Source organism: Streptomyces sp. NPDC043952, from assembly GCF_056435325.1.
Window position 1 is genome coordinate 99,147 of sequence record NZ_JBWKES010000018.1, and the last position, 21,279, is coordinate 120,425.

A 21,279-nucleotide genomic window follows, 5' to 3' on the forward strand; every position below is an offset into this window, starting at 1 on the left:
GGTCGGCGCCGAGACCGGAGCCGGAGCCGAGACCCACGCCGCCGCGACCGACACCGAAGCCGGAGCCGACGCCAGGGCCGAGACCGAAGCCGGAGCCGATGCCGAAGCCGGCCCCCTCTCCCCGTACACCGGCTGCATCCGTCACGCCTCCCCTCAACTCACCTCCCCTCACGACGACTTCCGCCCCCGGCTCCCCATCTGCACAGCCCGTCTCCCCCACCCCCGCCTCGAAGCCACCCCCGTGCACCTCGATCCACCGGCCCACCCGGCCCTGGGCGACCCGGTCCAGGAAAGCCGACGGGCCCGTCACCCTCGGCACCACCCCGATCCGCCGGGTCGCCGACGTCACCGCCGACACCAGGTCCAGCACCTCGGGTCCCGGCCGGCCGGTGGAGTCGTCCAGGGTCACGAAGTCCAGCCGGCCCTGCTCGGCGAGCCGTACCAGTTCGGTGCGGGGACCGGCGCCGGGGTGGTCCGGCAGATCGACGGCGGCGGCGAGACGCAGCATCCCGTGCCGGTGGCGCCCGCTCATCCGCCCGCCTCCGGCCACCGCGCGCCCCGAGCCGCCCGGCCCCTCCGCCCACCGGACTCCGGGCACCCCGCGCCCGCGCCCGCGCTCGCGCCCATCCTCACAGCACCTTCGCCAGGAACGCCCGCGTCCGCTCCTCCCGCGGCGCCCCCAGCACCGCGTCCGGCGGCCCCTGTTCCACGATCCGGCCGTCGGCCATGAAGACCACCGTGTCGGCGACCTCGCGCGCGAACGCGATCTCATGGGTGACCACGATCATCGTGGTGCCCTGTGCGGCGAGGTCGCGGATGACGTCGAGGACCTCGCCGACCAGCTCGGGATCGAGCGCCGAGGTCGGTTCGTCGAAGAGCAACAGCCGGGGCCTGAGCGCCAGCGCCCGCGCGATGGCGACGCGTTGCTGCTGACCGCCGGACAACTGCCGTGGGTAGGCGGCGGACTTGTCCGCGAGTCCCACCCGCGCGAGAAGCCGGTGCGCGTCCTCCACCGCCTCCTTGCGGGGCCGTTTCAGCGCGGACACCGGCGCCTCGATCACATTGTCCAGGACGGTGAGGTGCGGGAAGAGGTTGAAGTTCTGGAAGACGAAGCCGATCTTGGTGCGGCGGCGCAGCACCTCGCGTTCGGGCAGCTCGTACAGCCGGTCTCCGGCCCGCCGGTAGCCGATCGGCGCGCCGTCCACCGTGATCTCGCCCCGGTCCGCCTTCTCCAGGTGGTTGATGGTGCGCAGCAGCGTGGACTTGCCGGAGCCGGAGGGGCCGAGCACGACGGTGACCTCGCCGGTGCGGACCTGGAGGTCGATGCCCTTGAGGACGTCGAGCGGGCCGAAGCTCTTGTGCACCGACCGGATGTCGACCATGACGGTCATGGGGTCAATTCCTTTGGATAGAGGGGACGTTCACGCGGCGGCGCGTCCGGTCCCCGCGCGCAGGAAGGCGAGTGCCGCCCGTGCGGTGGCGTCGTTCTGCCGGAAGGCGGGGCCGCCGGTGCGCGGCCGGGTGAAGGCGCCGGGCGTGCGGGCGTCGGTGTAGGGGCCGAGCGCGAAGCGGCGGGGGTGCGGGCGCCCGGCGGCGTCGAGGAGGCGGCCGTCGCGGGGATCGACCCGCAGCAGCCCCTCGGGGGTCTCGGCGGCGCCGTCGGCGTGCAGTTCGCGCAGCAGGGGGTCGCGGGCGCGGGCGACGGTGGGCGCGGGCAGCCGGGCCTCGACCAGTGCCCGTGCCGTGACGGAGTAGCCGGGCACGGTGGGGCCGGCCGCCCGGAACACCCCGTCCTCGGCGGTGACCGCCATGTCGGCGCCGAGGAAGCGCAGCAGTCCCGCGCGGGACAGCGCGAGCAGCTGCCGCAGCCGGGGGCCGGGCGGCCCGGACGCCAGATAGCTGAAGAACCCGTGCCACCAGGGCCCGATGTCACCGAGCCGCACCAACTGCCCGTAGACGGAGAGCAGTCCGAGGAAGACGCCCAGGTCGGGGCTGTGCGCAGGGTCGTGGCGGCGGGACAGGTCGGCCTCGATATAGGCGCGCAGCCCGTCCTGGAGGTCCTCGTGCGAGGCGTGGCGCACCCCGGCCAGCGGATGGTCGAGCGCGGCGAGGTCGAGCCGGTCGGCCGGGTCCGGTACGGCGGCGGCGACGAGCGCGTCCCGTTCGGCGGGCCCGTCGGCGGCCGCGTACTTCTCCTCGAAGTCGGCCCAGGCGCTCGCGGTGCGCTCCGGGTGGGCGGTGAACAGCCGGTGGTAGTGGGCGAAGCCCAGCTCCTTCTCCACCAGCGGCCAGACATCGCGCCGGAAGTCGAAGCCGCCCGGCCGGGACCGCAGTTCCTCGATCTCGGCGGGTCCGAGGAAGCGCGGCAGCGGCGGCCGGTCCCCGGTCCAGTCGTAGCCGATCTTCGAGTGGTACGGCACCCCGCGCCGCGAGCCGACGTACAGCACCGGCTCCTGTCCGGAGGGGAGGTAGGTGTCGCCGTCGTACCGGCCGCCGCGGCCCTCGGTGAGCAGCACCATCAGGTCGACGAAGGCCAGTCCGAAGCCCCGCACGAGCACCGGTTCGCCGGGCTTGAGCGCGGACAGGTCGGTGTCGGCGGTGAAGTCGGGCGGCAGGTGCACCAGGCCGTGCCTGCGGGCGTACGCGGCCAGCTCGGCCTGTTCCGGGTCGAGTTCGGCGTCCAGATGGCCGAGGGCGAGGATCACCAGGTCGGCGAGGAGGGGGCGCGCCCGGCCCTCCAGCCACACCTGCTGCCGCCCCTCGCGGGGACCGCCGACGCGCAGGGCGCGGGTGGGGTGGTGGTGCACGGTGATGTCCGGGGGCAGCTCGGCCAGCGCCCGCTCGTACACGAAGCGCAGGTATCTGCCCTGGAGCTGCCGGTCGGCGAAGGTACGGCCGTCCAGCGCGGCCCACTCGTGCAGCGTGGGCCCCTCGCGCACCGGCCCGTCCATGCGCACCGTGTCGTCGGTGAACATGGTGACGTCCTCGGCGTGCGAGTTCATCCACAGCAGCGGCGACTGCTCCTGGCGCCAGATGCGTCCGCCGCCCGGTGGATGCGGGTCCACCAGATGGATGTCGAGGCCCGAACCGGCGTACAGCTCAGGGGCGTTGGCGGCGATGCGTTCGAGGAGGCCGGTCCCCCGCGGACCGGCGCCCACGATCACCAGCTGGGGCCTCATCGGGCGGTACCCGTGCCGCGGGCGTAGTACTTCTCCACGTAGTGCTGGCCGATGCCGAGCACGCTGGTGACGACCGCGTACCAGAGGGTGGCGACCATCAGCAGCGGGATCACCTGGTAGGTGCGGTGGTAGATCAACTGGGCCGAGAACAACAGGTCGTTGACGGCGATGACGCTGACGATGGAGGTGCCCTTGAGGGTGCCGATCAGCATGTTGCCGGCGGGCGGCACGATGGAGCGCATCGCCTGCGGCAGCACGATCCGCCGCCAGCGGCGCCACCGGCTCAGGCCCAGCGCCTGGGCGGCCTCGATCTGGCCCCGGTCGACGGAGAGGATGCCGCCGCGCACGACCTCGGCGGCGTAGGCCGCCTCGTGCAGGGTGAGGCCGACGATGGCGACGGCGACCGGGCCGAGCAGGTCGACCGTCTTCACCCCGAGCACCGTCGGGTACAGCGCCCCGATGTTGAACCACAGCAGCAGCTGCACCAGGATCGGGATGGACCGGAACAGCCAGACGTATCCCGAACTGACCGCGCGCAGCACGGGGTTGGCGGAGAGCCGGAACGCGGCGAGCAGGGTACCGAGGGCGAAGCCGAGGATCATCACCACGGCGGTCAGCCAGAGCGTGAGCCACAGCCCGCGCAGCACCGAGCCGGTGGTGAAGTACTCGGCGACCACGTCCCACTGGAACGCCTGGTTGCGCACGACGGAGGTGAGGGCGAGGCCGAGCAGCGCGAGGACCACGGCGGCGGCGGTCCACTGTCCGTAGCGGCGCTGGGGCACGATCCGGGGGACGGCCGCGGGCCCGGATATCTCCGGGGCGGTGGACGCTTGGGCGAGGGTGTCGGATGACATGCGAAGGCTCCGTGACGCGATCGGTCGAACGTCGGAACGGGTGATGCCTTCACACGGGGTGCGCCGCATGGGCGGCGCGGTCACGGCCGAGCCCCTCAGCAGGGCCGTACACCGAGAGTACGCAAGCGGTCGCCCGCGCTGTCAAGGGTGTCCATAGTGTGAGCGGTACGTCTCAAGTCGGTTGACGCGGAACCGGATGCCTGTTCCACTTGCCCCATGCATCCACAGCAGTGGCTGGTCACCCGCTCCCACATCGACTTCGGTCGCGTGTGGTCCTCCTCCTGTTGAGCTGACCCCCTGCGCACGCCTGCCTCCGGCGGGCCCGCTTCGCGCTCTCCGCATCTCTGATCTCCGCGTTTCCGCGTTTGTGCTGCACCACCGCGCCTTCACACGCGCCCCTCCCCTCGCGCTTCCGCACCCTCTTTCCCGCTCAGGTTTCCCGTTCAGGAGAACGCCGCCGATGCGTACGCCGCTGTATCGATTCGTCATGCCCCTGACCGCCTCGGCCTCGGCCGCCCTGCTCCTCACCGCCTGCGGCTCCGGTGCGGGCGCGGGCGGGACGGACGCCTCCGGGGTGGCGGCCAGGTCCGATGCGGTGCCGACCACGGACGTGGTGTCGGCCGAGAGGATCGACCCGGCGGCGGCGAAGCTGCTGCCCGCCGGCACCCGGCACCTGACCGTCGCGATCAGCGTCGGCGGCACCCCGCCCGGCACCACCTATCTCGCCGACGGCAGAACGCTGACCGGGCAGGACGTCGACTTCACCAAGGCGGTCGCCAAGGTGCTGGGGCTCAGGCTGACCGTGGACCAGGCGAGCTTCGAGGCGATCCTGCCCGCCCTGGACAGCGGCAAGTACGACGTCGGTGCGAGCAACTTCGGGGTCACCGACGAGCGGCGCAAGACGATCGACTTCGTCACCTACATCAACGACGGCCAGGGCTTCGCCACCCGCAAGGACAGCAAGCTCGGCAAGATCACCGACCTCAGGCAGCTCTGCGGACTGAACGTGGCGACCGGCGCCGGCACCACGTTCGAGGCCACGCTGGAGGAGAGCAGGCACCTGTGCACGGACGCGGGCAAGAAGCCGTACCAGGTGCAGACGTACGCCGAGCCGAGCGCGATCTGGTCCTCGGTGCAGCAGGGCCGCAGCGATGTCGTGATGTCCACGATCAACGGGCTGCGCTACGCGGTCGCGCGGCAGCCGGGCCTGAAGTTCCTCAACGAGTTCCACCGGCTCGACGTCGGCTTCGCCTTCAAGAAGGGCACCAGGCTGGCGCCCGCCTTCCGGGCCGCGGTGGACCGGCTGATCGCCGACGGCACCTACGGCAAGATCCTGAAGAAGTGGGGCACGACGGGCTCGGCGATCACCGCGTCACGGATCTCCCCGCCCGAGATCAAGGGCTGAGCGGAATCAGCAGTCGCAGCCGCAGTCGCAGTCGCAGTCGCTACAGCAGTTGCAGCAACTGCCGCAGCACTCGCAGGCGTCACCGCAGTCGCTGCAACTGGTGTCACCGCAGTCGCAGCTCGTGCAGCAGCCCTCGCGCTTCTTCCGCGACCACGGCCCCTCGAACTCGCAGCACACCTTGCAGGTGCAGCACACGGCGAGCGCGGCGGCGCAGCCGGCCCAGAAACCCCGCTTGTCCGGACCCTGCTTGTCCGGACCCTGCGGCGGACCTCCGTAGGGGTTGCCGTAGGGAGGGCCGTACGGGCTGCCGTACGGCCCTCCCGGCGCGTACGGTCCCTGCGGACCACCGGGGTTCCCCGGCGCGTACGGCCCCGTCGGCGGCCCGAACGCGCCCCGCGCGCCCTCCGCGTCCGTACCGGTGTGCGCGCAGCCCGTCGTGCCGAAGGCCCGGTCCACCGAGCGCCGCAGCTCGTGCACGAGCAGCAGATGGACCAGCGCGCCGTCGCTGAACTCCGCGTCCCTCAGGGCGAGTCGGATGCCGTGCACGGCGTCGTCGGCGAGCCGGCGCGCCTCGGTGCGGGACGTGCCGGTCGCGGTGAGCGGATTCCAGGCGCCGCACGCCGCGTCGGCCGCCTGGTCCTCCACCGCGTCCAGCAGATGCGCGAGCCGCCCGAACAGCCGCCCGGCCTCGGCGAGCGGCACCGCGTTGCCGGGCCGGCCGGCCAGCCGCGCCGTGTGCGCGAAGGCAGCGGCGGTGGCCGTCTCGGTGGGCTCGGTGACCGTGCGGATCGGGGTGCCGGGCCCGGCCAGCGTCTCGATGCCGAGCTGCCGGTCGACGGCGTCCACCAGGACCCCGGTGTCGAACCCGACCGCCGCCCCGCCGGCCTCCCCCGCCCGGCCCCAGCTCGCCGCGACCTTGCGGGCGGCGGCGGCCACCGGCCTCCGGGCCAGCAGCCCGTCCCGGTCGGCGACATGGTCGCGGACCTTCGCCGCGGCGAGCACCAGGGAGACGGCCGCCGCGAGCCGCGCACCGTCACCCTGTGCGACGGACGCCGTCCGCATCCCGCGCAGCGCGCACGGCCCCGCCGTACGCCGGCCGCCCTCGCCGCGGCCGAGCTGAGCCTCCGTCAACACGGAGATCAGCAAACCGTCATAGTTGGTGACGACACGTGCCAGCTGGCCATGGTCACGGCGCAACGCGAGGCAGAGCCCGCACAGATGCGCCATCCACTCGGTCCTGAAGCGCTCACCGAGCCGGTGCGAGCAGGGTCTGACTATTCCGAACACCGCGTTTCCCCCGTGTGTTGTGCTGACGCCGGCTTCACCCGTACGCACCGGGCGTCACCCATCCGCCGCCGACCATCATATTTCACTCACAGTCAGCAGCCGTACGTGTCACAACCCTTGGGGGACAAGGAGTCTCGACGGATCGGCTGTGCACCAGTACCGTCACAAACCCCCCGTGCGGCGACTATCCACTTGGCGCGTTGTCAGCATCATGGATGACCATAGGGGAAGGTGCGGAAGCACGAGAGACCGCTGAGGAAGGAGGCGTCCATGGGATCGGTACGCAAGGCGAGTGCGTGGCTCGGCCTCGTCGACGACAACGATGACGAGCGCTACTACGACGACGACTACTCCGAGGGCACCACGTCCGGGGACGCCTGGGTGACCGACCCTCGGGTGCGGGTGGCCGCGGACAAGGCCGAGGAGAAGAGCCGCCGGATCGCCACGGTCACCCCGGACAGCTTCCGGGACGCCCGTGCCATCGGCGAGCTGTTCCGGGACGGGGTCCCGGTCATCGTGAACCTCACCGGCATGGAGCCCGGCGACGCCAAGCGGGTCGTGGACTTCGCGGCGGGGCTGATCTTCGGTCTGCGCGGCTCCATCGACCGGGTCTCCACGCGGGTGTTCCTGCTGACCCCGGCCGACACGGAGATCATCAGCGGTGACGCGTCCGCGCACCGCACGGACGGCTTCTTCAACCAGAGCTGAGGCGGGGCCGCTCACCGGCCCCACCCCATCCGGCGGCTCACCGGAACGCGTCGAGCCCGGTGAGCGCCTTGCCCAGCACGAGCTGGTGCATCTCGACGGTGCCCTCGTAGGTGAGCACCGACTCGAGGTTGGTCGCGTGCCGCATCACGGGGTATTCGAGCGAGATCCCGTTGGCACCGAGGATCGTCCGCGCCGTACGGCAGATCTCGATGGCCTCGCGGACGTTGTTCAGCTTGCCGAAGCTGACCTGCTCCGGGCGCAGCCGCCCGGCATCCATCCGCCGCCCCAGATGGTGGGCGAGCAGAATCCCCTTGTGCAGTTCGACCGCCATGTCGGCGAGCTTGGCCTGGGTGAGCTGGAAGCCGCCGATGGGCCGCCCGAACTGCTCGCGCGTCCTCGCGTACTGAACGGCCGACTCGAAGCTGCTGCGCGCGGCGCCCATCGCGCCCCACACGATGCCGTAGCGGGCGTGCGAGAGACAGCTCAGCGGGCCGCGCAGCCCGACGACCTCCGGCAGCACGGCGGACGCGGGCAACCGCACGTCGTCCAGGACGAGTTCACTGGTGACGGAGGCGCGCAGGGACCACTTGTGCTTGATCTCGGGCGCCGCGAAACCGGGCGTGTCCGTCGGTACGACGAAGCCGCGGATGCCCTCCTCGGTCTGCGCCCAGACGACGGCGACCCCGGCGACCGACCCGTTGGTGATCCACATCTTGCGCCCGTTGAGCACCCAGTCTCCCCCACTCTCGGCTCCGCTCGACCGGGAGGTGCCCCCACCGTCCTTCTTGGCGTGGGTGCGCATGGAGGCCGGGTCGGAGCCGTGGTCCGGCTCGGTCAGGCCGAAGCAGCCGATCACCTCGCCCGCGGCCATCCGCGGCAGCCACTCCCGCTTCTGCTCCTCGCTGCCGAAGCGGTGGATGGCGTACATGGCGAGGGAGCCCTGCACGGAGACCAGCGAGCGGATGCCGGAGTCGGCCGCCTCCAGCTCCAGGCAGGCCAGCCCGTACTGCACGGCCGAGGCGCCCGCGCAGCCGTACCCGGTCAGGGACATCCCGAGGGCGCCGATGCCGCCCAGCTCGCGCGCGAGTTCACGGATCCGGGGCAGCTCGCCCTTCTCGTACCAGTCGGCGATGTACGGCAGCACACGGTCGGCCGCCCAGCCGCGGACGGTCTCCCGGACCGCCAGGTCCTCCGACTCCAGCAGATCGTCGATCCCGAGCGGGTCGGCGGCGTCGAACGGGGGCAGCTTCGCGGACATGGGACACCCTCCGGATACTGAAAACTAGCAGCGCTAGTTACGGCTTCGGAGCCGACGTTACGGGGCAGTGTCCCGCACGTCCAGAGGGGTCAGGCGGAGACGCGCGGCTTGCCGGGCACCTGCGGCTTCCCGGCGGTGCGCGGCTTGCCGGAGACGCGCGGGGAGGGCACCCCGGCGGCGGCCGGCCCGGCGGCGGGCTCCAAAGCGGGCTCGGCGGCGGTCAGCTCTGCGGCGACGGGCTCGGCGGCGGGCGGTACCGCGTCCGCCACCGCGCCGCACTGCATGAGCCGCGGCAGCCGCAGCGCCAGCACCGCGCCCAGCAGCAACAGGCCCGCGCTGACCAGCAGGGTCAGGTGCAGTCCGTGCACGAAGGAGTCCCGCGCCACCCGGCGCAGCACCGCCCCGGTGGGGCCGCCGAGCCGGTCGGCGACGTCGTAGGCCTCGCCGAGCGAGTGCCCGGCGGCGGTCGCGTCCGGGGCGGAGACGCCGGGGACCGTGCGCAGCCGGGGGGTATAGGCGGCGTTCATCACGCTGCCGAGCAGCGCGATGCCGATGCCGGCGCCCAGCTGGTACGAGGTCTCGCCGACCGCCGCCGCCCCGCCGGCCCGGTCCGCCGGTGCCTCGCTGAGCATCGACTCGTAGGCGCCGAACAGCGTGGTCTCCAGGCCGAAGCCGAGCAGCACGAAGCCGGACAGCAGCAGCGGCGCGTCGTCGCTGTCGCCCATCGCGGTCAGGGTCAGCACCGCGACGGCCGTCAGGCAGAAGCCGGTGCACACCATCCGGCGCGGCCCGAACCGGCGCAGCACCCGCGCGCCCAGCAGGCCGGCCGCCATCGCGGCCACGGTCAGCGGCAGCAGCCGCAGTCCGGTGGCGAGCGGCGACAGGCCGAGCACCAGTTGCAGGTACTGCGCGGCGATCAGCTCCAGGCCGACCAGCGCGAGCATGGCCAGCACGATGCAGCCCACCGAGGTGCTGAAGGCGGGCCTGCGGAACATGCGCAGGTCCACCAGCGGATGCGGCAGCCGCCGCTGGCGTCGTACGAAGAGGACGAGGAGGGCCGCGCCGGCCAGCAGCGGCAGCAGGGTGAGCGGGCTCGCCGGGGCCTCGTCGCCGCCGAGCCGTTTCACGCCGAGGACGAGGCCGAACAGACCGGCGGCCGCCATCAGCGCGCCGGCCACGTCCCAGGGCCCGTCGCTCGTGCCGCGGGACTCGGGCAGCAGGAGCCGGCCGACCGGGAGGCTGATCAGCATCAGCGGGATGTTGACGAGGAAGACCGAGCCCCACCAGAAGTGCTCCAGCAGGAAGCCGCCGAGCAGCGGCCCGACCGCCGCGCCGACCGCGGCGACCGCGCTCCACACGCCGATGGCGAGGGCGCGCTCGCGCCGGTCGGGGAAGACCTGGCGCAGGATCGACAGGGTGGCGGGCATGATCATGGCGCCGCCGGCGCCGAGCAGGGCGCGGGCGAGGATCAGCACCTCGGCGGTGTGCGCGCAGGCGGCCACCGCGGAGGCCACGCCGAACAGGCCGTAGCCGAGCAGGAGTACGCGCCTGCGTCCGACGCGGTCGCCGAGGGTGCCGAAGAGGATCAGCAGCGAGGCACAGACCAGCGGGTAGACGTCGACGATCCAGAGCAGCTGGATGGCGCCGGGCCGCAGGTCCTCGCTGACCGCGGGGACGGCCACGTGCAGCACGGTCGCGTCGAGGGCGACGAGCAGCAGGCTGGCGCACAGGACGACGAGGACGACCCAGCGGTTGGCATCGGGCCCGGCCGTCCGGTGGCGCGGCCGGGGTGCGGCCGTGGTCGTCCCGGACATGTGCGTACCTCCCAGATGTTCCCTCGTGCGGTGCGGAGCGACAGGCTCTCCTTTGTCGTACGGCCGGGAAGGAGCGGTGTTCCCGGACCCCGCTGAACCCACGGGAATGGCTCGTCAGCCTACGCGAGTCCGCCGCGCCCCCGCGTGGCGGACCTCTCACCGCGGGGCGGCAACCCTGTGGGGTGCACCACGTCGCACGGGCCCGGCCGCGCCCCGGCGGGCGGCCGGTTCCCCCGTCCGGTCGATAATCGAGCCCGTGACCGATCTCAGCACCGGCGTGGCCGCACCCCACGCCCCGCCCCATGGCCCACCTCCCGCCCCGCTGCTGCGCCGGGCGGCCCCGGCCGTGCTGGCGTACGCGGCGGTCCGGGCCCTGGGCCTGGTGGTGCTGGCGGTGTGGAGCGCCACGCGCGGCACGAGCGCGCTGACGCTGCTGACCGCGCGCTGGGACTCCCTCTGGTACACACGGGTCGCCGAGCTGGGCTACGGCTACCAGGTGCGGCTGCCGAACGGCGACGTGCACTCGAACCTGGCGTTCTTCCCGCTGCTGCCCTGGCTGGAGCGGCTGCTGCACGCGCTCACCGGGCTGCCGTACGGGCAGGCGGGCCTGGTGGTGAGCCTGGTGGCCTCGCTGGCCGCGGCGGCGGGGATCTTCGCGGTGGCCGAGCACGTGTACGGCCACCGGGTCGGGCTGTGCGCCGTACTGCTGTGGGCGGTGCTGCCGGTCGCGGCCGTGCAGTCGATGGCGTACAGCGAGTCGCTGTTCACCGCGCTGGCGGCCTGGGCGCTGTACGCGCTGCTGACCGGGCGGTGGGTGGGTGCGGGGCTGCTCGCGGCGCTCGCGGGGCTGACCCGGCCGGTGGGCGGGGCGGTGGTGGCGGCGGTGTGGGTAGCGGCCGCTGCCTCGTTCGTGCGGGACCGAAGCGCGGCGCACCCGAACGGCGCACGGCCCCCGGCCCACGCCCCCGCGCACACCGCTGTCCCCTCGGGCACCACCATCCGCTCGGGCACCGCCGCCTCGGGCACCGCCGTCCGTCGTCTCCTCGGCGCCCTCCTCGCCCCGCTCGGCGCGGCCGGTTACGTCCTGTGGGTCGGCCACCGCACCGGCAAGGGCCCGCTCGGCTATCTGGACGTCCAGGCCGGCTGGCGCAACGGCTTCGACGGCGGGTACGCCTTCGCGCGCTTCGTGGCCGAGAAGTTCGCCTCGTTTCCCGCCGCGCTCGCGGGCGCCGGCCTGATCGCGGGCGTCGCGCTGCTGCTCTGGCTGTACGTCGCCGGTGTCCGCCGGGGCCAGCCGCTCGAACTGCTCGTCTACACCGGCGTGGTGCTCGCGCTCGCCCTGTGCGCCTCCAGCTACTTCGGCTCCAAGCCCCGGCTGCTGCTGCCCGCCTTCCCGCTCCTCTTCCCGCTCGCCGCCGCGCTCTCCCGGTTGCGGACCTCCCGATCCGTCCTGGTCACGGTGGGGTTGGCGATCGTCTCCGCGGCCTACGGGGCGTTCTGGCTGAACGGCTCGGGGCCGCCATGATCAACTCCGGGGGCCCGATGACGCCCCGGAGAATTGCGGCCCAGGACCGGGTTAACGCATTTATAAGTGCCATATAAACAACACCCGGCATGATCAAAGGAATTACAGAGGACGGGCGCACCGGATTGCGGAATCCTGTGAAATTCAACCGCCCTTGAGAGGTTTCCCACATCACATCGTCATCACAAAGACGCTGTTTCGACCGGGACCACAGCTCACTCGCTGTAACGTCGATTGGGTGCGTACCGAACGGAACCTCACCCGGCGTCTGGACCGGGTGTTCGCCAGGCTGGACCGCGAGCCGGAACGGCCGGCCCATATCGATGTGCCGGTGATGAGCCGGCACCGGGTCGTGCTGTTCTCCGCGACCCTCGCCTTCTATCTGGCGATCGTGTGGGCCGTGGTGACCACCTCCTGGCTCGTCCGGCTCGACTGGCAGGTCATGTTCTTCCGGCCGTACCAGCAGTGGCCGCAGATCCACGCCTTCCTCGATTACTACGTGGTGCTCGGCCAGCGCGGCCCCACCGCGGTGATGGTCGCGGCCTGGCTGGGCTGGCGCTCCTGGCGGCAGCACACCCTCCGCCCGCTGCTCACGCTCGCCACCTCGCTGCTGCTGCTGAACGTCACGGTCGGCGCCGCCAAGTACGGCATGGGGCGGCTCGGTCCGCACTACGCGACCGTGATCGGCTCGAACGAGATGGTCAGGGGCGGCGATATATTTCCCAGCGGCCACACCGCCAACGCGGTGGTCACCTGGGGCATCCTGGCCTATCTGGCCTCCACCCCGCGCGCCCGCCGCTGGCTCTCGGCGATCTCCGCGATCACCTCGCTCGGCGTCGGTCTCACCACCGTCTACCTCGGTACGCACTGGCTCAGCGATGTGCTCCTCGGCTGGGCCGCCGGCCTGCTGATCCTGCTCGCCCTGCCGTGGTTCGAGCCACTGATCGCCCGGACCGAGGTGTGGCTGTTCGACCTGCGCGACCGCTGGCGCGCCCGGCGCAGCAGGCCCGCGTCCGAACCGGCCGTCCCCGTCGCACCGGTGGTGCTCGCCGGGCCGCGCGGCGCCGCGGCCGAACAGTCCGCGCCGGCCCGCGAGCCGGTCTCCTCGACCCGCGCCTCCCGCGGCCTGGTGCACCTGGCGCCCGGACCGCACACGGCCCGTTCGGAACGCAGCCCGGTCACCCCGGCGGGCCCCCGCCGCCCGCCCGGCGCCGACCGGGCACCGCGCGGCACCACCCCGGCCCGCCCCCTGACGGGCGGCTGAGGCCCCGGCGCCGGGCCCCGGTACGCACCACCGGCCCGCGCCACACCGAAGGCCCCGCTCCCGCAGGGCGGGGCCTTCGCACTTCCTCCGGTCAGCCCTTCCAGGCGCGGGCCACCCGGCCGTCGCGCACCTCGAAGTTGAGCCGCCCCGCCCGGTACTCCATGGTGATGATCGCGCCCGGCGGCAGCGCACGCACGGTCGTCCAGCCCCGCTCACGGGCGCGCCGCTCGGCCTCCTCGGCGTCGAGGCCGACGTACCCGTCCGGGTTGTCCTGGGGCTCCGCTGGCGGAGTGGGAATCGGTGCCATACGGCCACGCTAGGGCGGCACCCGCGGTGACGGAAGCCGGGAGCGGCAGGGTAAGAGCAAGATCAGACTCCCGTCACACTTCTGTCACAGCTTCCAGGGTCTCGTTTCGGTCGGACTTCCTCACACGAACGGGGGTTTCCGTGCCGCCCACCGGGGGATTCGAACGGAATTCCCGCGTGTCAGGGCGCCCTCTCGAATTACCGGGCGGAAAGTGCCGTGGTGAGGATCGGGACGGGTCCCGGACCATGATTCCCCGAGGGAATCCGGCGCCAAGCCACCGGAGCTGACACCGCATAGGAAATTTTCACGGATTCCGCACATGCCGGTGCGCGGGCCGCCGGTGCGGGCCTCCTGGGGGCGGGACGACGCGAAGGGGCGAGCGATGGGGACCGAGACCGCGGGCGCGACGACGCGACCGGTGCGCGGCCGGCCGCGGGCGGGCCGGGTGGTGGTGGACTGGCTCACCACCACGGACCACAAGAAGATCGGCCATCTGTATCTGATCACCGGCTTCGGCTTCTTCCTGGCCGCGGGGGCGATGGCGCTGCTGATGCGGGCCGAACTCGCCCGGCCGGAGCTCCAGCTGATGAGCGAGGAGACGTACAACCAGCTGTTCACCCTGCACGGCACGATCATGCTGCTGCTGTTCGCGACGCCGAGCTTCGCCGGGTTCGCCAATGAGCTGATGCCGCTCCAGATCGGCGCCCCGGACGTGGCCTTCCCCCGGCTGAACATGCTGTCGTACTGGTTCTTCCTGTTCGGCGGGCTGATCGTGCTGGGGTCCCTGCTCTCGTCGGACGGGGCCGCCGACTACGGCTGGTTCGCCTACGCGCCGCTCAACGACGCGACACACTCCCCCGGTGTCGGCCCCGACCTGTGGATCATGGGGCTCGCGCTGTCCGGGTTCGGGACGATCCTCGGCGCGGTCAACTTCATCACCACGATCCTCGGGATGCGGGCGCCGGGCATGACGATGTTCCGGATGCCGATCTTCACCTGGAACACCCTGTTCACCTCGATCCTGATCCTGCTGGCCTTCCCGGTGCTGGCGGCGGCGCTGCTGGTGCTGGAGGCGGACCGGCGGTTCGGGGCGCAGGTGTTCGAGGCGGCGAGCGGCGGGGCGCTGCTGTGGCAGCACCTGTTCTGGTTCTTCGGGCATCCCGAGGTCTACATCATCGCGCTGCCGTTCTTCGGAATCGTCACGGAGATCATCCCGGTCTTCAGCCGCAAGCCGATCTTCGGGTATCTGACGCTGGTCGGCGCGACGATGGCGATCACCGGGCTGTCGATCGTGGTGTGGGCGCACCACATGTTCGCGACGGGCGCGGTGCTGCTGCCGTTCTTCTCCTTCATGTCGTTCCTGATCGCGGTACCCACCGGGGTGAAGTTCTTCAACTGGACCGGCACGATGATCCACGGCTCGCTGTCCTTCGAGACGCCGATGCTGTGGGCGCTGGGTTTCCTCGTGACGTTCCTGTTCGGCGGGCTGACCGGGGTGATCCTCGCGTCGCCGCCGCTGGACTTCCACGTCACGGACTCGTACTTCGTGGTGGCGCACTTCCACTACGTCGTCTTCGGCACCGTCGTCTTCGCCGTGTTCGGGGGATTCGCCTTCTGGTGGCCGAAGTTCACCGGGAAGATGCTGGACGAGCGGCTGGGGAAGATCCAGTTCTGGACGCTGTTCACCGGCTTCCATACGACATTTCTGGTGCAGCACTGGCTGGGCGCGGAGGGGATGCCACGCCGCTACGCCGACTATCTGGCGGCCGACGGGTTCACGGCGCTCAACACCGTGTCCTCCATCGGCGCGTTCCTCCTCGGCCTGTCGACGCTGCCGTTCCTCTACAACGTCTGGAAGACGGCCCGGTACGGCGAGAAGGTCGACACGGACGACCCCTGGGGCTACGGCCGCTCCCTGGAGTGGGCGACGTCCTGTCCCCCGCCGCGGCACAACTTCGTGACCCTGCCGAGGATCCGCTCGGAGTCGCCGGCGTTCGATCTGCACCACCCCTCGTACGCGGCACAGGCCCCCCAGCCGGAGCCGAAGGGCCATCAGGCGCGGGACTGACCGCCGCTCAGAAGGTCAGGTGCGTTCCGGGGACGATGAGATCCGGGTCGCCGCCGATGACGGACCTGTTCGCCTCGTACAGGTGGTGCCAGCCGATGCCGTGCCGGGTGGCGATCGCGGACAGGGTGTCGCCCGCGCGGACGGTGTAGCCACCGCTGTTCCGGGCGGGGTGGCGCGGTGCCTCGGCGGTCTTCGGGGTGTGCGGGGTCTGCCGGGCCCTGGTCGGGGTCTTCCGGGTCCTGGTCGGGGCCGACTTCTTCGTCGTGCTGCCCTTGTCGAGGCTCACCTGCGAGGGGGCGGAGCCCATCGCGCCCGCGCGGCCGGAGCAGACCGGCCAGGCGCCCCAGCCCTGGGCCTGCTGAACCCGCGTCGCGACGGCGATCTGCGCGCTCCTGGAGGCCCGGTCGGCCGTCGAGGCGTAGGCTCCGCCGCCGTACGCGCGCCAGGTGTGGGCGGAGAACTGGAGTCCTCCGTAGTAGCCGTTGCCGGTGTTGATGTGCCAGTTGCCGCCGCTCTCGCACTGGGCGATGCGGTCCCACACCCCGTTGTCCGCGGCGGCGGCGTTGCCGGTCGCGGCCAGCAGCCCCAACGGGGACAGCAGCGCGGCGCCGGCGAGCAGGGCCGTCGGGCGCCCCCTGCGCGCGCCCTCGTCACGGGTGGTGGTACGGCTGGTATCGGCACACTCGGACATGTAACTCCCTCTCCAACAACCCGGATTCCCCCAGGGCCAGGCGCGCCTCGCCGCGCACGACCGCGGTTCCTCGCGCCCGCCCCGTCCGTGCCCCCGGTGCCGGCGATGACGCCTGCCGGTGCCGGGTGACGGACGAACCCGAGCGGTGCTCGTTGCACACGGCGGAGGAATGTAGGGAACGTGTGTGCCGGACATCAACCAACCGGCTGTCATGCCAGGCCAGTTGGCAGTTACCGCCGGTATCGGCGATTTCCGGCCACCCACTACATGCGTTGATTTACTGATTTTTCGACCATGCCGGGCGGTATGCTGTGACCCACTTCACTCGTTCAAGTAGCTTGATACCGCACGGAGTTGACACTGCGCATCCTGTTCAATACCCACTGTGATCACTCGCGGGGGTTGATTCGAACCGGTGCTCCGCCATGCGTGACTCCCACCACAGGACGCCCGTTGTCTTCTTCATGAGCCCGGAACCCTGGGGCTCATCGGCCGGGAGCCACCCGACCGGTCCAGCACGCATCCCGAGGGAGCCACCCGTGCCGCGCATGCTCGACGTCAGCGACGCCGTACGCGCCGAGATCGGCGACGAAGAAGCCGACCGGCTGCTCGCCGGAGAGAACGCCCCGGGCAGTTACGACTGCACGTCCTGCCGCACACCGGGCGACTCCGAGCAGGAGCGCACCAGCACCGTCCTCTTCGTGGGCGAGGAGACCGCGGTCCTCGCCTTCGCCCACGCGAGCTGCCTGCCCTCGCAGGTCGTCCAGGTCACCGAGGAGCAGTTGCAGGGGGCCGTCCGCTCCATCGGCGCGCAGGCCCGGGACGGCGAGCCGCCGCGGCCCGTGCCCGAACAGGCGGTGCTCGGCGTGACCAGCGGACTCGTCCTGATCGAGGGCGAGTTGCACCCCGCCCTGGTGGTCGAGCCCACCTCGCCCATCGTGCGCCCCGGCACCCTCGGGCCCGGCGACGACTTCCTGCCGCTCCTCATCGAGCAGGGCTTCACGCCGGTGACCGAGCTGGCCGCGGTCCCGCCGGTGCTGCACGGCTGGTCGGTGCTGCTGGCGGTGGGCCAGCTACACGCCGTCCTCCAGCCGGGCCCGTCCGGCGGCCACCCGGTCGCCTGGTGGCAGGCCCACCAGCCGCTCCAGGTCACCGACGGCTGGCGGGCCGCGGCCAACAAGCACCAGCAGGTGCTGATGTTCGCCGCACCGGTGGGCTCCATCGGCCGCCAGCCGCGCGAGGACCTGCTGCGGGACTCCCTCGACAAGGCCGCGGCGGGCGGCAAACTGGTGGCGGCGGCGCTCCCCCTCGCCGGCACCTGAGCCCTGCGTCCAAGGGGCCGCGGCTAAAGGAAGGTTGCGAAACCGCATCTCTTCCCGCGCGCTGTCGTTTGGACATACGTGCACGCATACGACACTTCGCCCCGACGGTCCTCGTTCTCCTCCGTTCCGTCCGCCCGGACCGGGCACGAAGGGGCGGGTGGTGCCTCGGCCACGCCGATCTTCGACATGCTCGCCGCGGAGTGGGTCAAGGCCTTTCGCACCCTGCCGGGCGACCGCAGCGGCGAGGAGGGGATGAGGTTCGTCCCCTTCGGCCTGCCGGACCGCACCGGGTGGTCGTACGGCGGCCATCGGGCGGGCTCGTTCAGCAGCTCGTACAGCGCCTACAGCGCGGGGGCCTACAGCGCCCGCCAGCAGTCGCAGTGGCAGCGCGTCGGCACCCTCGGGCGGCCGCAGCAGGACACCGGGATGCACCATGTGCCCGCGGCGCTGCCCCCCGGACCGCGCCGCGGGGCGTGACACCCGTACACGAAAGGGCGGCCCCTGTCCGGCAGGGGCCGCCCTTCGCGTCGTACCGACGCCGATGCGCGGCGCGGCGCGGTTACTTCTTCTTCGTGCCGCGCTTCTCGCGCACCCGCACCGAGATGTGGATCGGGGTGCCCTCGAAGCCGAACTCCTCGCGCAGCCGGCGCTCGATGAAGCGCCGGTAGCCCGCCTCGATGAAGCCGGAGGCGAAGAGGACGAAGCGCGGCGGCTTGGTGCCGGCCTGGGTGCCGAAGAGGATGCGCGGCTGCTTGCCGCCCCGGACCGGGTGCGGGTGGGCCGCGACCAGCTCGCCGAGGAAGGTGTTGAGCCGGCCGGTGGGGACACGGGTCTCCCAGCCGGCGAGGGCGGTCTCGATGGCCGGGACCAGCTTCTCCATGTGGCGGCCGGTGCGCGCCGACACGTTCACCCGCGGCGCCCAGGCGACCTGGGCCAGCTCGGTCTCGATCTCCCGCTCCAGGTAGTAGCGGCGCTCCTCGTCCAGCGTGTCCCACTTGTTGTAGGCGATGACCAGCGCCCGGCCCGCCTCCACGGCCATGGTGACGATCCGCTGGTCCTGCACGGAGATGTTCTCCGAGGCGTCGATCAGGACGACCGCGACCTCGGCCTTCTCCACCGCGGCGGCGGTGCGCAGCGAGGCGTAGTAGTCGGCGCCCTGCTGGAGGTGGACGCGCTTGCGGATGCCCGCGGTGTCCACGAACTTCCAGGTGACGCCGCCGAGTTCGATCAGCTCGTCGACCGGGTCGCGGGTGGTGCCCGCCATCTCGTTGACGACGACGCGCTCCTCGCCGGCGACCTTGTTCAGCAGGGAGGACTTGCCGACGTTCGGGCGGCCGATGAGGGCGATGCGGCGGGGGCCACCGATGGCGGTGCCGAAGGACTGCGCGGGCGCCTCGGGCAGCGCCTCCAGGACGGCGTCCAGCATGTCGCCGGTGCCGCGGCCGTGCAGCGCGGAGACGGGGTGCGGCTCGCCGAGGCCCAGGCTCCACAGGTACGAGGCGTCGGCCTCGCCGCTCGGGCCGTCGACCTTGTTGGCGCACAGCACCACCGGCTTGCCGGCCTTGCGCAGCAGTCGTACGACCGCCTCGTCGGTGTCGGTGGCGCCGACCTTGGCGTCGACCACGAAGACCACCGCGTCGGCGGCCTCGATCGCGTACTCGGCCTGGGCTGCCACGGAGGCGTCGATGCCGAGGACGTCCTGCTCCCAGCCGCCGGTGTCGACGACCTTGAAGCGGCGGCCCGCCCACTCGGCCTCGTAGGTGACGCGGTCGCGGGTGACGCCGGGCTTGTCCTCGACGACCGCCTCACGGCGGCCGATGATCCGGTTGACCAGGGTCGACTTGCCGACATTGGGGCGGCCGACGACGGCGAGCACGGGCAGCGGACCGTGGCCCGCCGCCTCGATGGCGCCCTCGACGTCCTCGACGTCGAAGCCCTCTTCCGCGGCGAGCTCCATGAACTGCGCGTACTCGGCGTCGCCGAGAGCCCCGTGCTCGTACTCGTGCTCGGCCGAGCCGTCGGGCTGGATGTCGTCGTTCATGAAGTCCGTACCTCGTTGTTCATCGTGGTGATCGGTGGAACAGGCCTTGGCGGGCTCATCCCTCGGTGGGCTGATCCACTACTCAAGTGTCGCCTAGCGCCCGGTCAGGCGCCTGGCGTTTTCCAGGTGGGCGGTGAGCTGCTTCTGGATCCGCTCGGTCGCCTCGTCCAGCGCTCTGCGCGTACGCCGCCCGTCGGCGTCGCCCGCGTCGAACGGGTCGCCGAAGACGACGTCCACGCGCGAGCGCACCGGGGGCAGCGCCTTTATCAACCGTCCCGGCCGGTCCGAGCTTCCCATGACGGCGACCGGCACGATCGGCGCCCCGCTGCGGACCGCGAAGTAGGCGAGGCCCGCGCGCAGCGAGGCGAAGTCGCCGTCGCCGCGGGTGCCCTCCGGGAAGATGCCGAGCACTCCCCCGGCCGCCAGGAGGTCGAGGGCGCGGGTGATGGCGGCGCGGTCGGCGGCGGTGCGGTCCACCTTCAGCTGGCCGATGCCGGTCAGGAAGGCGCCCAGCGGGCCGATGAACGCCTCCTTCTTGATCAGGAAGTGCGCCGGGCGGGGCGCCACGCCCATGACCATGGGGCCGTCGATGTTGTGGGAGTGGTTGACGGCGAGGATCACCGGGCCGCTCGCGGGCACCTTCCAGGCACCGAGCACGCGCGGCTTCCACAGCCCGTACATCAGGCCGACGCCGATGCGCCGGCCGACCTCGGCGCCCCGCTCGGAGGGCGGCCCCGCATCCCGTCTCGCGGAGGGCAGGCTCACTTGGCCGCCCGCTTCTCCTCGACCAGGGTGACGACGCACTCGATGACCTGGGCGAGGGTGAGCTCGGTGGTGTCCACCTCGACCGCGTCGCCGGCCTTGGCGAGCGGGGAGGTCTTGCGGCTGGAGTCGGCGGCGTCGCGCTTGATCAGCGCCTCGCGGGTGGCGTGCAGGTCGGCGCCCTTGAGCTCACCGCTGCGGCGGGCGGCGCGGGCCTCCGGGGAGGCGGTGAGGAAGACCTTGAGGTCGGCGTCCGGCAGCACCGTCGTACCGATGTCCCGGCCCTCGACCACGATGCCCCGCTCGGCGCCGGCGGCCAGCGAGCGCTGGAGTTCGGTGATCCGGGTGCGCACCTCGGGCACCGCGCTGACCGCGCTGACCTTGGAGGTGACCTCCTGGGTGCGGATCGGGGCGGACACGTCCACGCCGTCGACCGTGATGGTGGGGGCCGCCGGGTCGGTGCCGGAGACGATCTCGGGCTTGCCCGCGACGGCGGCGATGGCGGTCGGGTCCGTCAGGTCGATGCCGTGGTGCACCATCCACCAGGTGATCGCCCGGTACTGGGCGCCGGTGTCCAGGTAGCTCAGACCGAGCTGCGCGGCCACGGCCTTCGACGTGCTCGACTTGCCCGTGCCGGAGGGACCGTCGATCGCGACGATCACGGGCTTGGCGGTCGGGGCGGCGCCGTTTTCCACGGGGGGACACCTTCCTGGTGCGGGGTGCGGGCGGGGGCGGGGAGCGAGAGCGCCCCGCACAAGGTTACTGGGTGTGGGTCACTCGTCCGGACGCATATC

General features: G+C 72.1%; 18 protein-coding genes and 1 pseudogene. 7 read left to right on the forward strand and 12 right to left on the reverse strand.

Annotation, left to right across the window (positions count from 1 at the left end):
* From AC069R_RS21450 to AC069R_RS21465, 4 genes and pseudogenes are all read right to left on the reverse strand, one after another.
* Positions 1-532: pseudogene (locus AC069R_RS21450) on the reverse strand (hypothetical protein); the annotation flags it as partial.
* A gap of 97 nt (positions 533-629) precedes the next feature.
* Positions 630-1,391 (reverse strand): amino acid ABC transporter ATP-binding protein, encoded by a 762-nt coding sequence (locus AC069R_RS21455; protein WP_478768411.1) that lies wholly within the window; start codon positions 1,389-1,391, stop codon positions 630-632.
* 30 nt (positions 1,392-1,421) lie between these two features.
* Positions 1,422-3,179 (reverse strand): FAD/NAD(P)-binding protein, encoded by a 1,758-nt coding sequence (locus AC069R_RS21460; protein WP_478768412.1) that lies wholly within the window; start codon positions 3,177-3,179, stop codon positions 1,422-1,424.
* Positions 3,176-4,033 carry an amino acid ABC transporter permease gene (locus AC069R_RS21465; RefSeq protein WP_478768413.1) on the reverse strand — a complete coding sequence of 286 codons (858 nt, stop codon included), beginning with the start codon at positions 4,031-4,033 and terminating at the stop codon, positions 3,176-3,178. Before AC069R_RS21465 ends, AC069R_RS21460 begins: the two co-directional genes overlap by 4 nt.
* 460 nt (positions 4,034-4,493) lie before the next feature.
* On the opposite strand from AC069R_RS21465, the gene AC069R_RS21470 reads away from it, so the two are divergent.
* Positions 4,494-5,438 carry an ABC transporter substrate-binding protein gene (locus tag AC069R_RS21470; RefSeq protein ID WP_478768414.1) on the forward strand — a complete coding sequence of 315 codons (945 nt, stop codon included), beginning with the start codon at positions 4,494-4,496 and terminating at the stop codon, positions 5,436-5,438.
* A gap of 6 nt (positions 5,439-5,444) precedes the next feature.
* Here AC069R_RS21470 and AC069R_RS21475 read toward each other — a convergent pair whose 3' ends face one another.
* Complete coding sequence (locus AC069R_RS21475; protein WP_478768415.1) at positions 5,445-6,725, reverse strand: DUF5685 family protein; 1,281 nt, start codon at positions 6,723-6,725, stop codon at positions 5,445-5,447.
* Positions 6,726-6,995: 270 nt separating this feature from the next.
* Here AC069R_RS21475 and AC069R_RS21480 point away from each other — a divergent pair, with 270 nt between their 5' ends.
* Positions 6,996-7,433 carry a cell division protein SepF gene (locus AC069R_RS21480; RefSeq protein WP_478768416.1) on the forward strand — a complete coding sequence of 146 codons (438 nt, stop codon included), beginning with the start codon at positions 6,996-6,998 and terminating at the stop codon, positions 7,431-7,433.
* A 37-nt stretch (positions 7,434-7,470) separates the two neighbouring features.
* Here the strand turns inward: AC069R_RS21480 and AC069R_RS21485 are convergent, their stop codons facing one another.
* Together AC069R_RS21485 and AC069R_RS21490 are read right to left on the reverse strand one after the other, a co-directional pair.
* On the reverse strand, positions 7,471-8,691 hold the full coding sequence (locus AC069R_RS21485) for an acyl-CoA dehydrogenase family protein (protein ID WP_478768417.1): 1,221 nt from the start codon (positions 8,689-8,691) through the stop codon (positions 7,471-7,473).
* A gap of 89 nt (positions 8,692-8,780) precedes the next feature.
* Positions 8,781-10,505 (reverse strand): MFS transporter, encoded by a 1,725-nt coding sequence (locus tag AC069R_RS21490; RefSeq protein ID WP_478768418.1) that lies wholly within the window; start codon positions 10,503-10,505, stop codon positions 8,781-8,783.
* A 256-nt stretch (positions 10,506-10,761) separates the two neighbouring features.
* Between AC069R_RS21490 and AC069R_RS21495 the strand changes: the two genes are divergently transcribed.
* Positions 10,762-12,030 (forward strand): glycosyltransferase family 39 protein, encoded by a 1,269-nt coding sequence (locus AC069R_RS21495; protein WP_478768419.1) that lies wholly within the window; start codon positions 10,762-10,764, stop codon positions 12,028-12,030.
* Between the two features lie 238 nt (positions 12,031-12,268).
* Positions 12,269-13,294: a phosphatase PAP2 family protein gene (locus tag AC069R_RS21500; protein WP_478768420.1), complete on the forward strand. Its 1,026-nt coding sequence runs from the start codon at positions 12,269-12,271 to the stop codon at positions 13,292-13,294.
* Between the two features lie 91 nt (positions 13,295-13,385).
* Here the strand turns inward: AC069R_RS21500 and AC069R_RS21505 are convergent, their stop codons facing one another.
* The gene (locus AC069R_RS21505; protein WP_397986680.1) at positions 13,386-13,601 is read right to left on the reverse strand and encodes an I78 family peptidase inhibitor; all 216 of its coding nucleotides are present in this window, start codon (positions 13,599-13,601) and stop codon (positions 13,386-13,388) included.
* Positions 13,602-13,983: 382 nt separating this feature from the next.
* Between AC069R_RS21505 and ctaD the strand changes: the two genes are divergently transcribed.
* Positions 13,984-15,669 (forward strand): aa3-type cytochrome oxidase subunit I, encoded by a 1,686-nt coding sequence (gene ctaD, locus AC069R_RS21510; protein ID WP_478768421.1) that lies wholly within the window; start codon positions 13,984-13,986, stop codon positions 15,667-15,669.
* A 7-nt stretch (positions 15,670-15,676) separates the two neighbouring features.
* Here ctaD and AC069R_RS21515 read toward each other — a convergent pair whose 3' ends face one another.
* Entirely contained in the window at positions 15,677-16,360 is a 684-nt protein-coding gene (locus AC069R_RS21515) for a transglycosylase family protein (protein ID WP_478768422.1), read from the reverse strand.
* Between the two features lie 539 nt (positions 16,361-16,899).
* On the opposite strand from AC069R_RS21515, the gene AC069R_RS21520 reads away from it, so the two are divergent.
* Complete coding sequence (locus AC069R_RS21520) at positions 16,900-17,682, forward strand: hypothetical protein (RefSeq protein ID WP_478768423.1); 783 nt, start codon at positions 16,900-16,902, stop codon at positions 17,680-17,682.
* 78 nt (positions 17,683-17,760) lie between these two features.
* Entirely contained in the window at positions 17,761-18,159 is a 399-nt protein-coding gene (locus AC069R_RS21525) for a hypothetical protein (protein ID WP_397986676.1), read from the forward strand.
* Positions 18,160-18,241: 82 nt separating this feature from the next.
* Here AC069R_RS21525 and der read toward each other — a convergent pair whose 3' ends face one another.
* The 3 genes from der to cmk all read right to left on the reverse strand — a co-directional run bounded on the left by der (position 18,242) and on the right by cmk (position 21,180).
* A complete protein-coding gene (gene der, locus AC069R_RS21530; protein ID WP_478768424.1) occupies positions 18,242-19,723 on the reverse strand; it encodes a ribosome biogenesis GTPase Der in 1,482 nt (493 codons plus the stop codon).
* A gap of 93 nt (positions 19,724-19,816) precedes the next feature.
* Positions 19,817-20,527: a lysophospholipid acyltransferase family protein gene (locus AC069R_RS21535; RefSeq protein WP_478768425.1), complete on the reverse strand. Its 711-nt coding sequence runs from the start codon at positions 20,525-20,527 to the stop codon at positions 19,817-19,819.
* Positions 20,485-21,180, reverse strand: coding sequence for a (d)CMP kinase (cmk, locus tag AC069R_RS21540; RefSeq protein ID WP_478768426.1), 696 nt, complete (start codon positions 21,178-21,180; stop codon positions 20,485-20,487). Before cmk ends, AC069R_RS21535 begins: the two co-directional genes overlap by 43 nt.
* Between the last annotated feature and the right edge of the window lie 99 nt (positions 21,181-21,279).

Excerpts from the sequence above, each read along its gene's own strand:
- der (WP_478768424.1), bottom strand. The coding sequence starts at position 19,723 with ATGAACGACGACATCCAGCCCGACGGCTCGGCCGAGCACGAGTACGAG.
- AC069R_RS21515 (WP_478768422.1), bottom strand. The coding sequence starts at position 16,360 with ATGTCCGAGTGTGCCGATACCAGCCGTACCACCACCCGTGACGAGGGC.
- AC069R_RS21480 (WP_478768416.1), top strand. The coding sequence starts at position 6,996 with ATGGGATCGGTACGCAAGGCGAGTGCGTGGCTCGGCCTCGTCGACGAC.
- AC069R_RS21485 (WP_478768417.1), bottom strand. The coding sequence starts at position 8,691 with ATGTCCGCGAAGCTGCCCCCGTTCGACGCCGCCGACCCGCTCGGGATC.
- AC069R_RS21465 (WP_478768413.1), bottom strand. The coding sequence starts at position 4,033 with ATGTCATCCGACACCCTCGCCCAAGCGTCCACCGCCCCGGAGATATCC.
- AC069R_RS21490 (WP_478768418.1), bottom strand. The coding sequence starts at position 10,505 with ATGTCCGGGACGACCACGGCCGCACCCCGGCCGCGCCACCGGACGGCC.
- AC069R_RS21505 (WP_397986680.1), bottom strand. The coding sequence starts at position 13,601 with ATGGCACCGATTCCCACTCCGCCAGCGGAGCCCCAGGACAACCCGGAC.
- AC069R_RS21455 (WP_478768411.1), bottom strand. The coding sequence starts at position 1,391 with ATGACCGTCATGGTCGACATCCGGTCGGTGCACAAGAGCTTCGGCCCG.
- AC069R_RS21460 (WP_478768412.1), bottom strand. The coding sequence starts at position 3,179 with ATGAGGCCCCAGCTGGTGATCGTGGGCGCCGGTCCGCGGGGGACCGGC.
- ctaD (WP_478768421.1), top strand. The coding sequence starts at position 13,984 with ATGGGGACCGAGACCGCGGGCGCGACGACGCGACCGGTGCGCGGCCGG.
- AC069R_RS21470 (WP_478768414.1), top strand. The coding sequence starts at position 4,494 with ATGCGTACGCCGCTGTATCGATTCGTCATGCCCCTGACCGCCTCGGCC.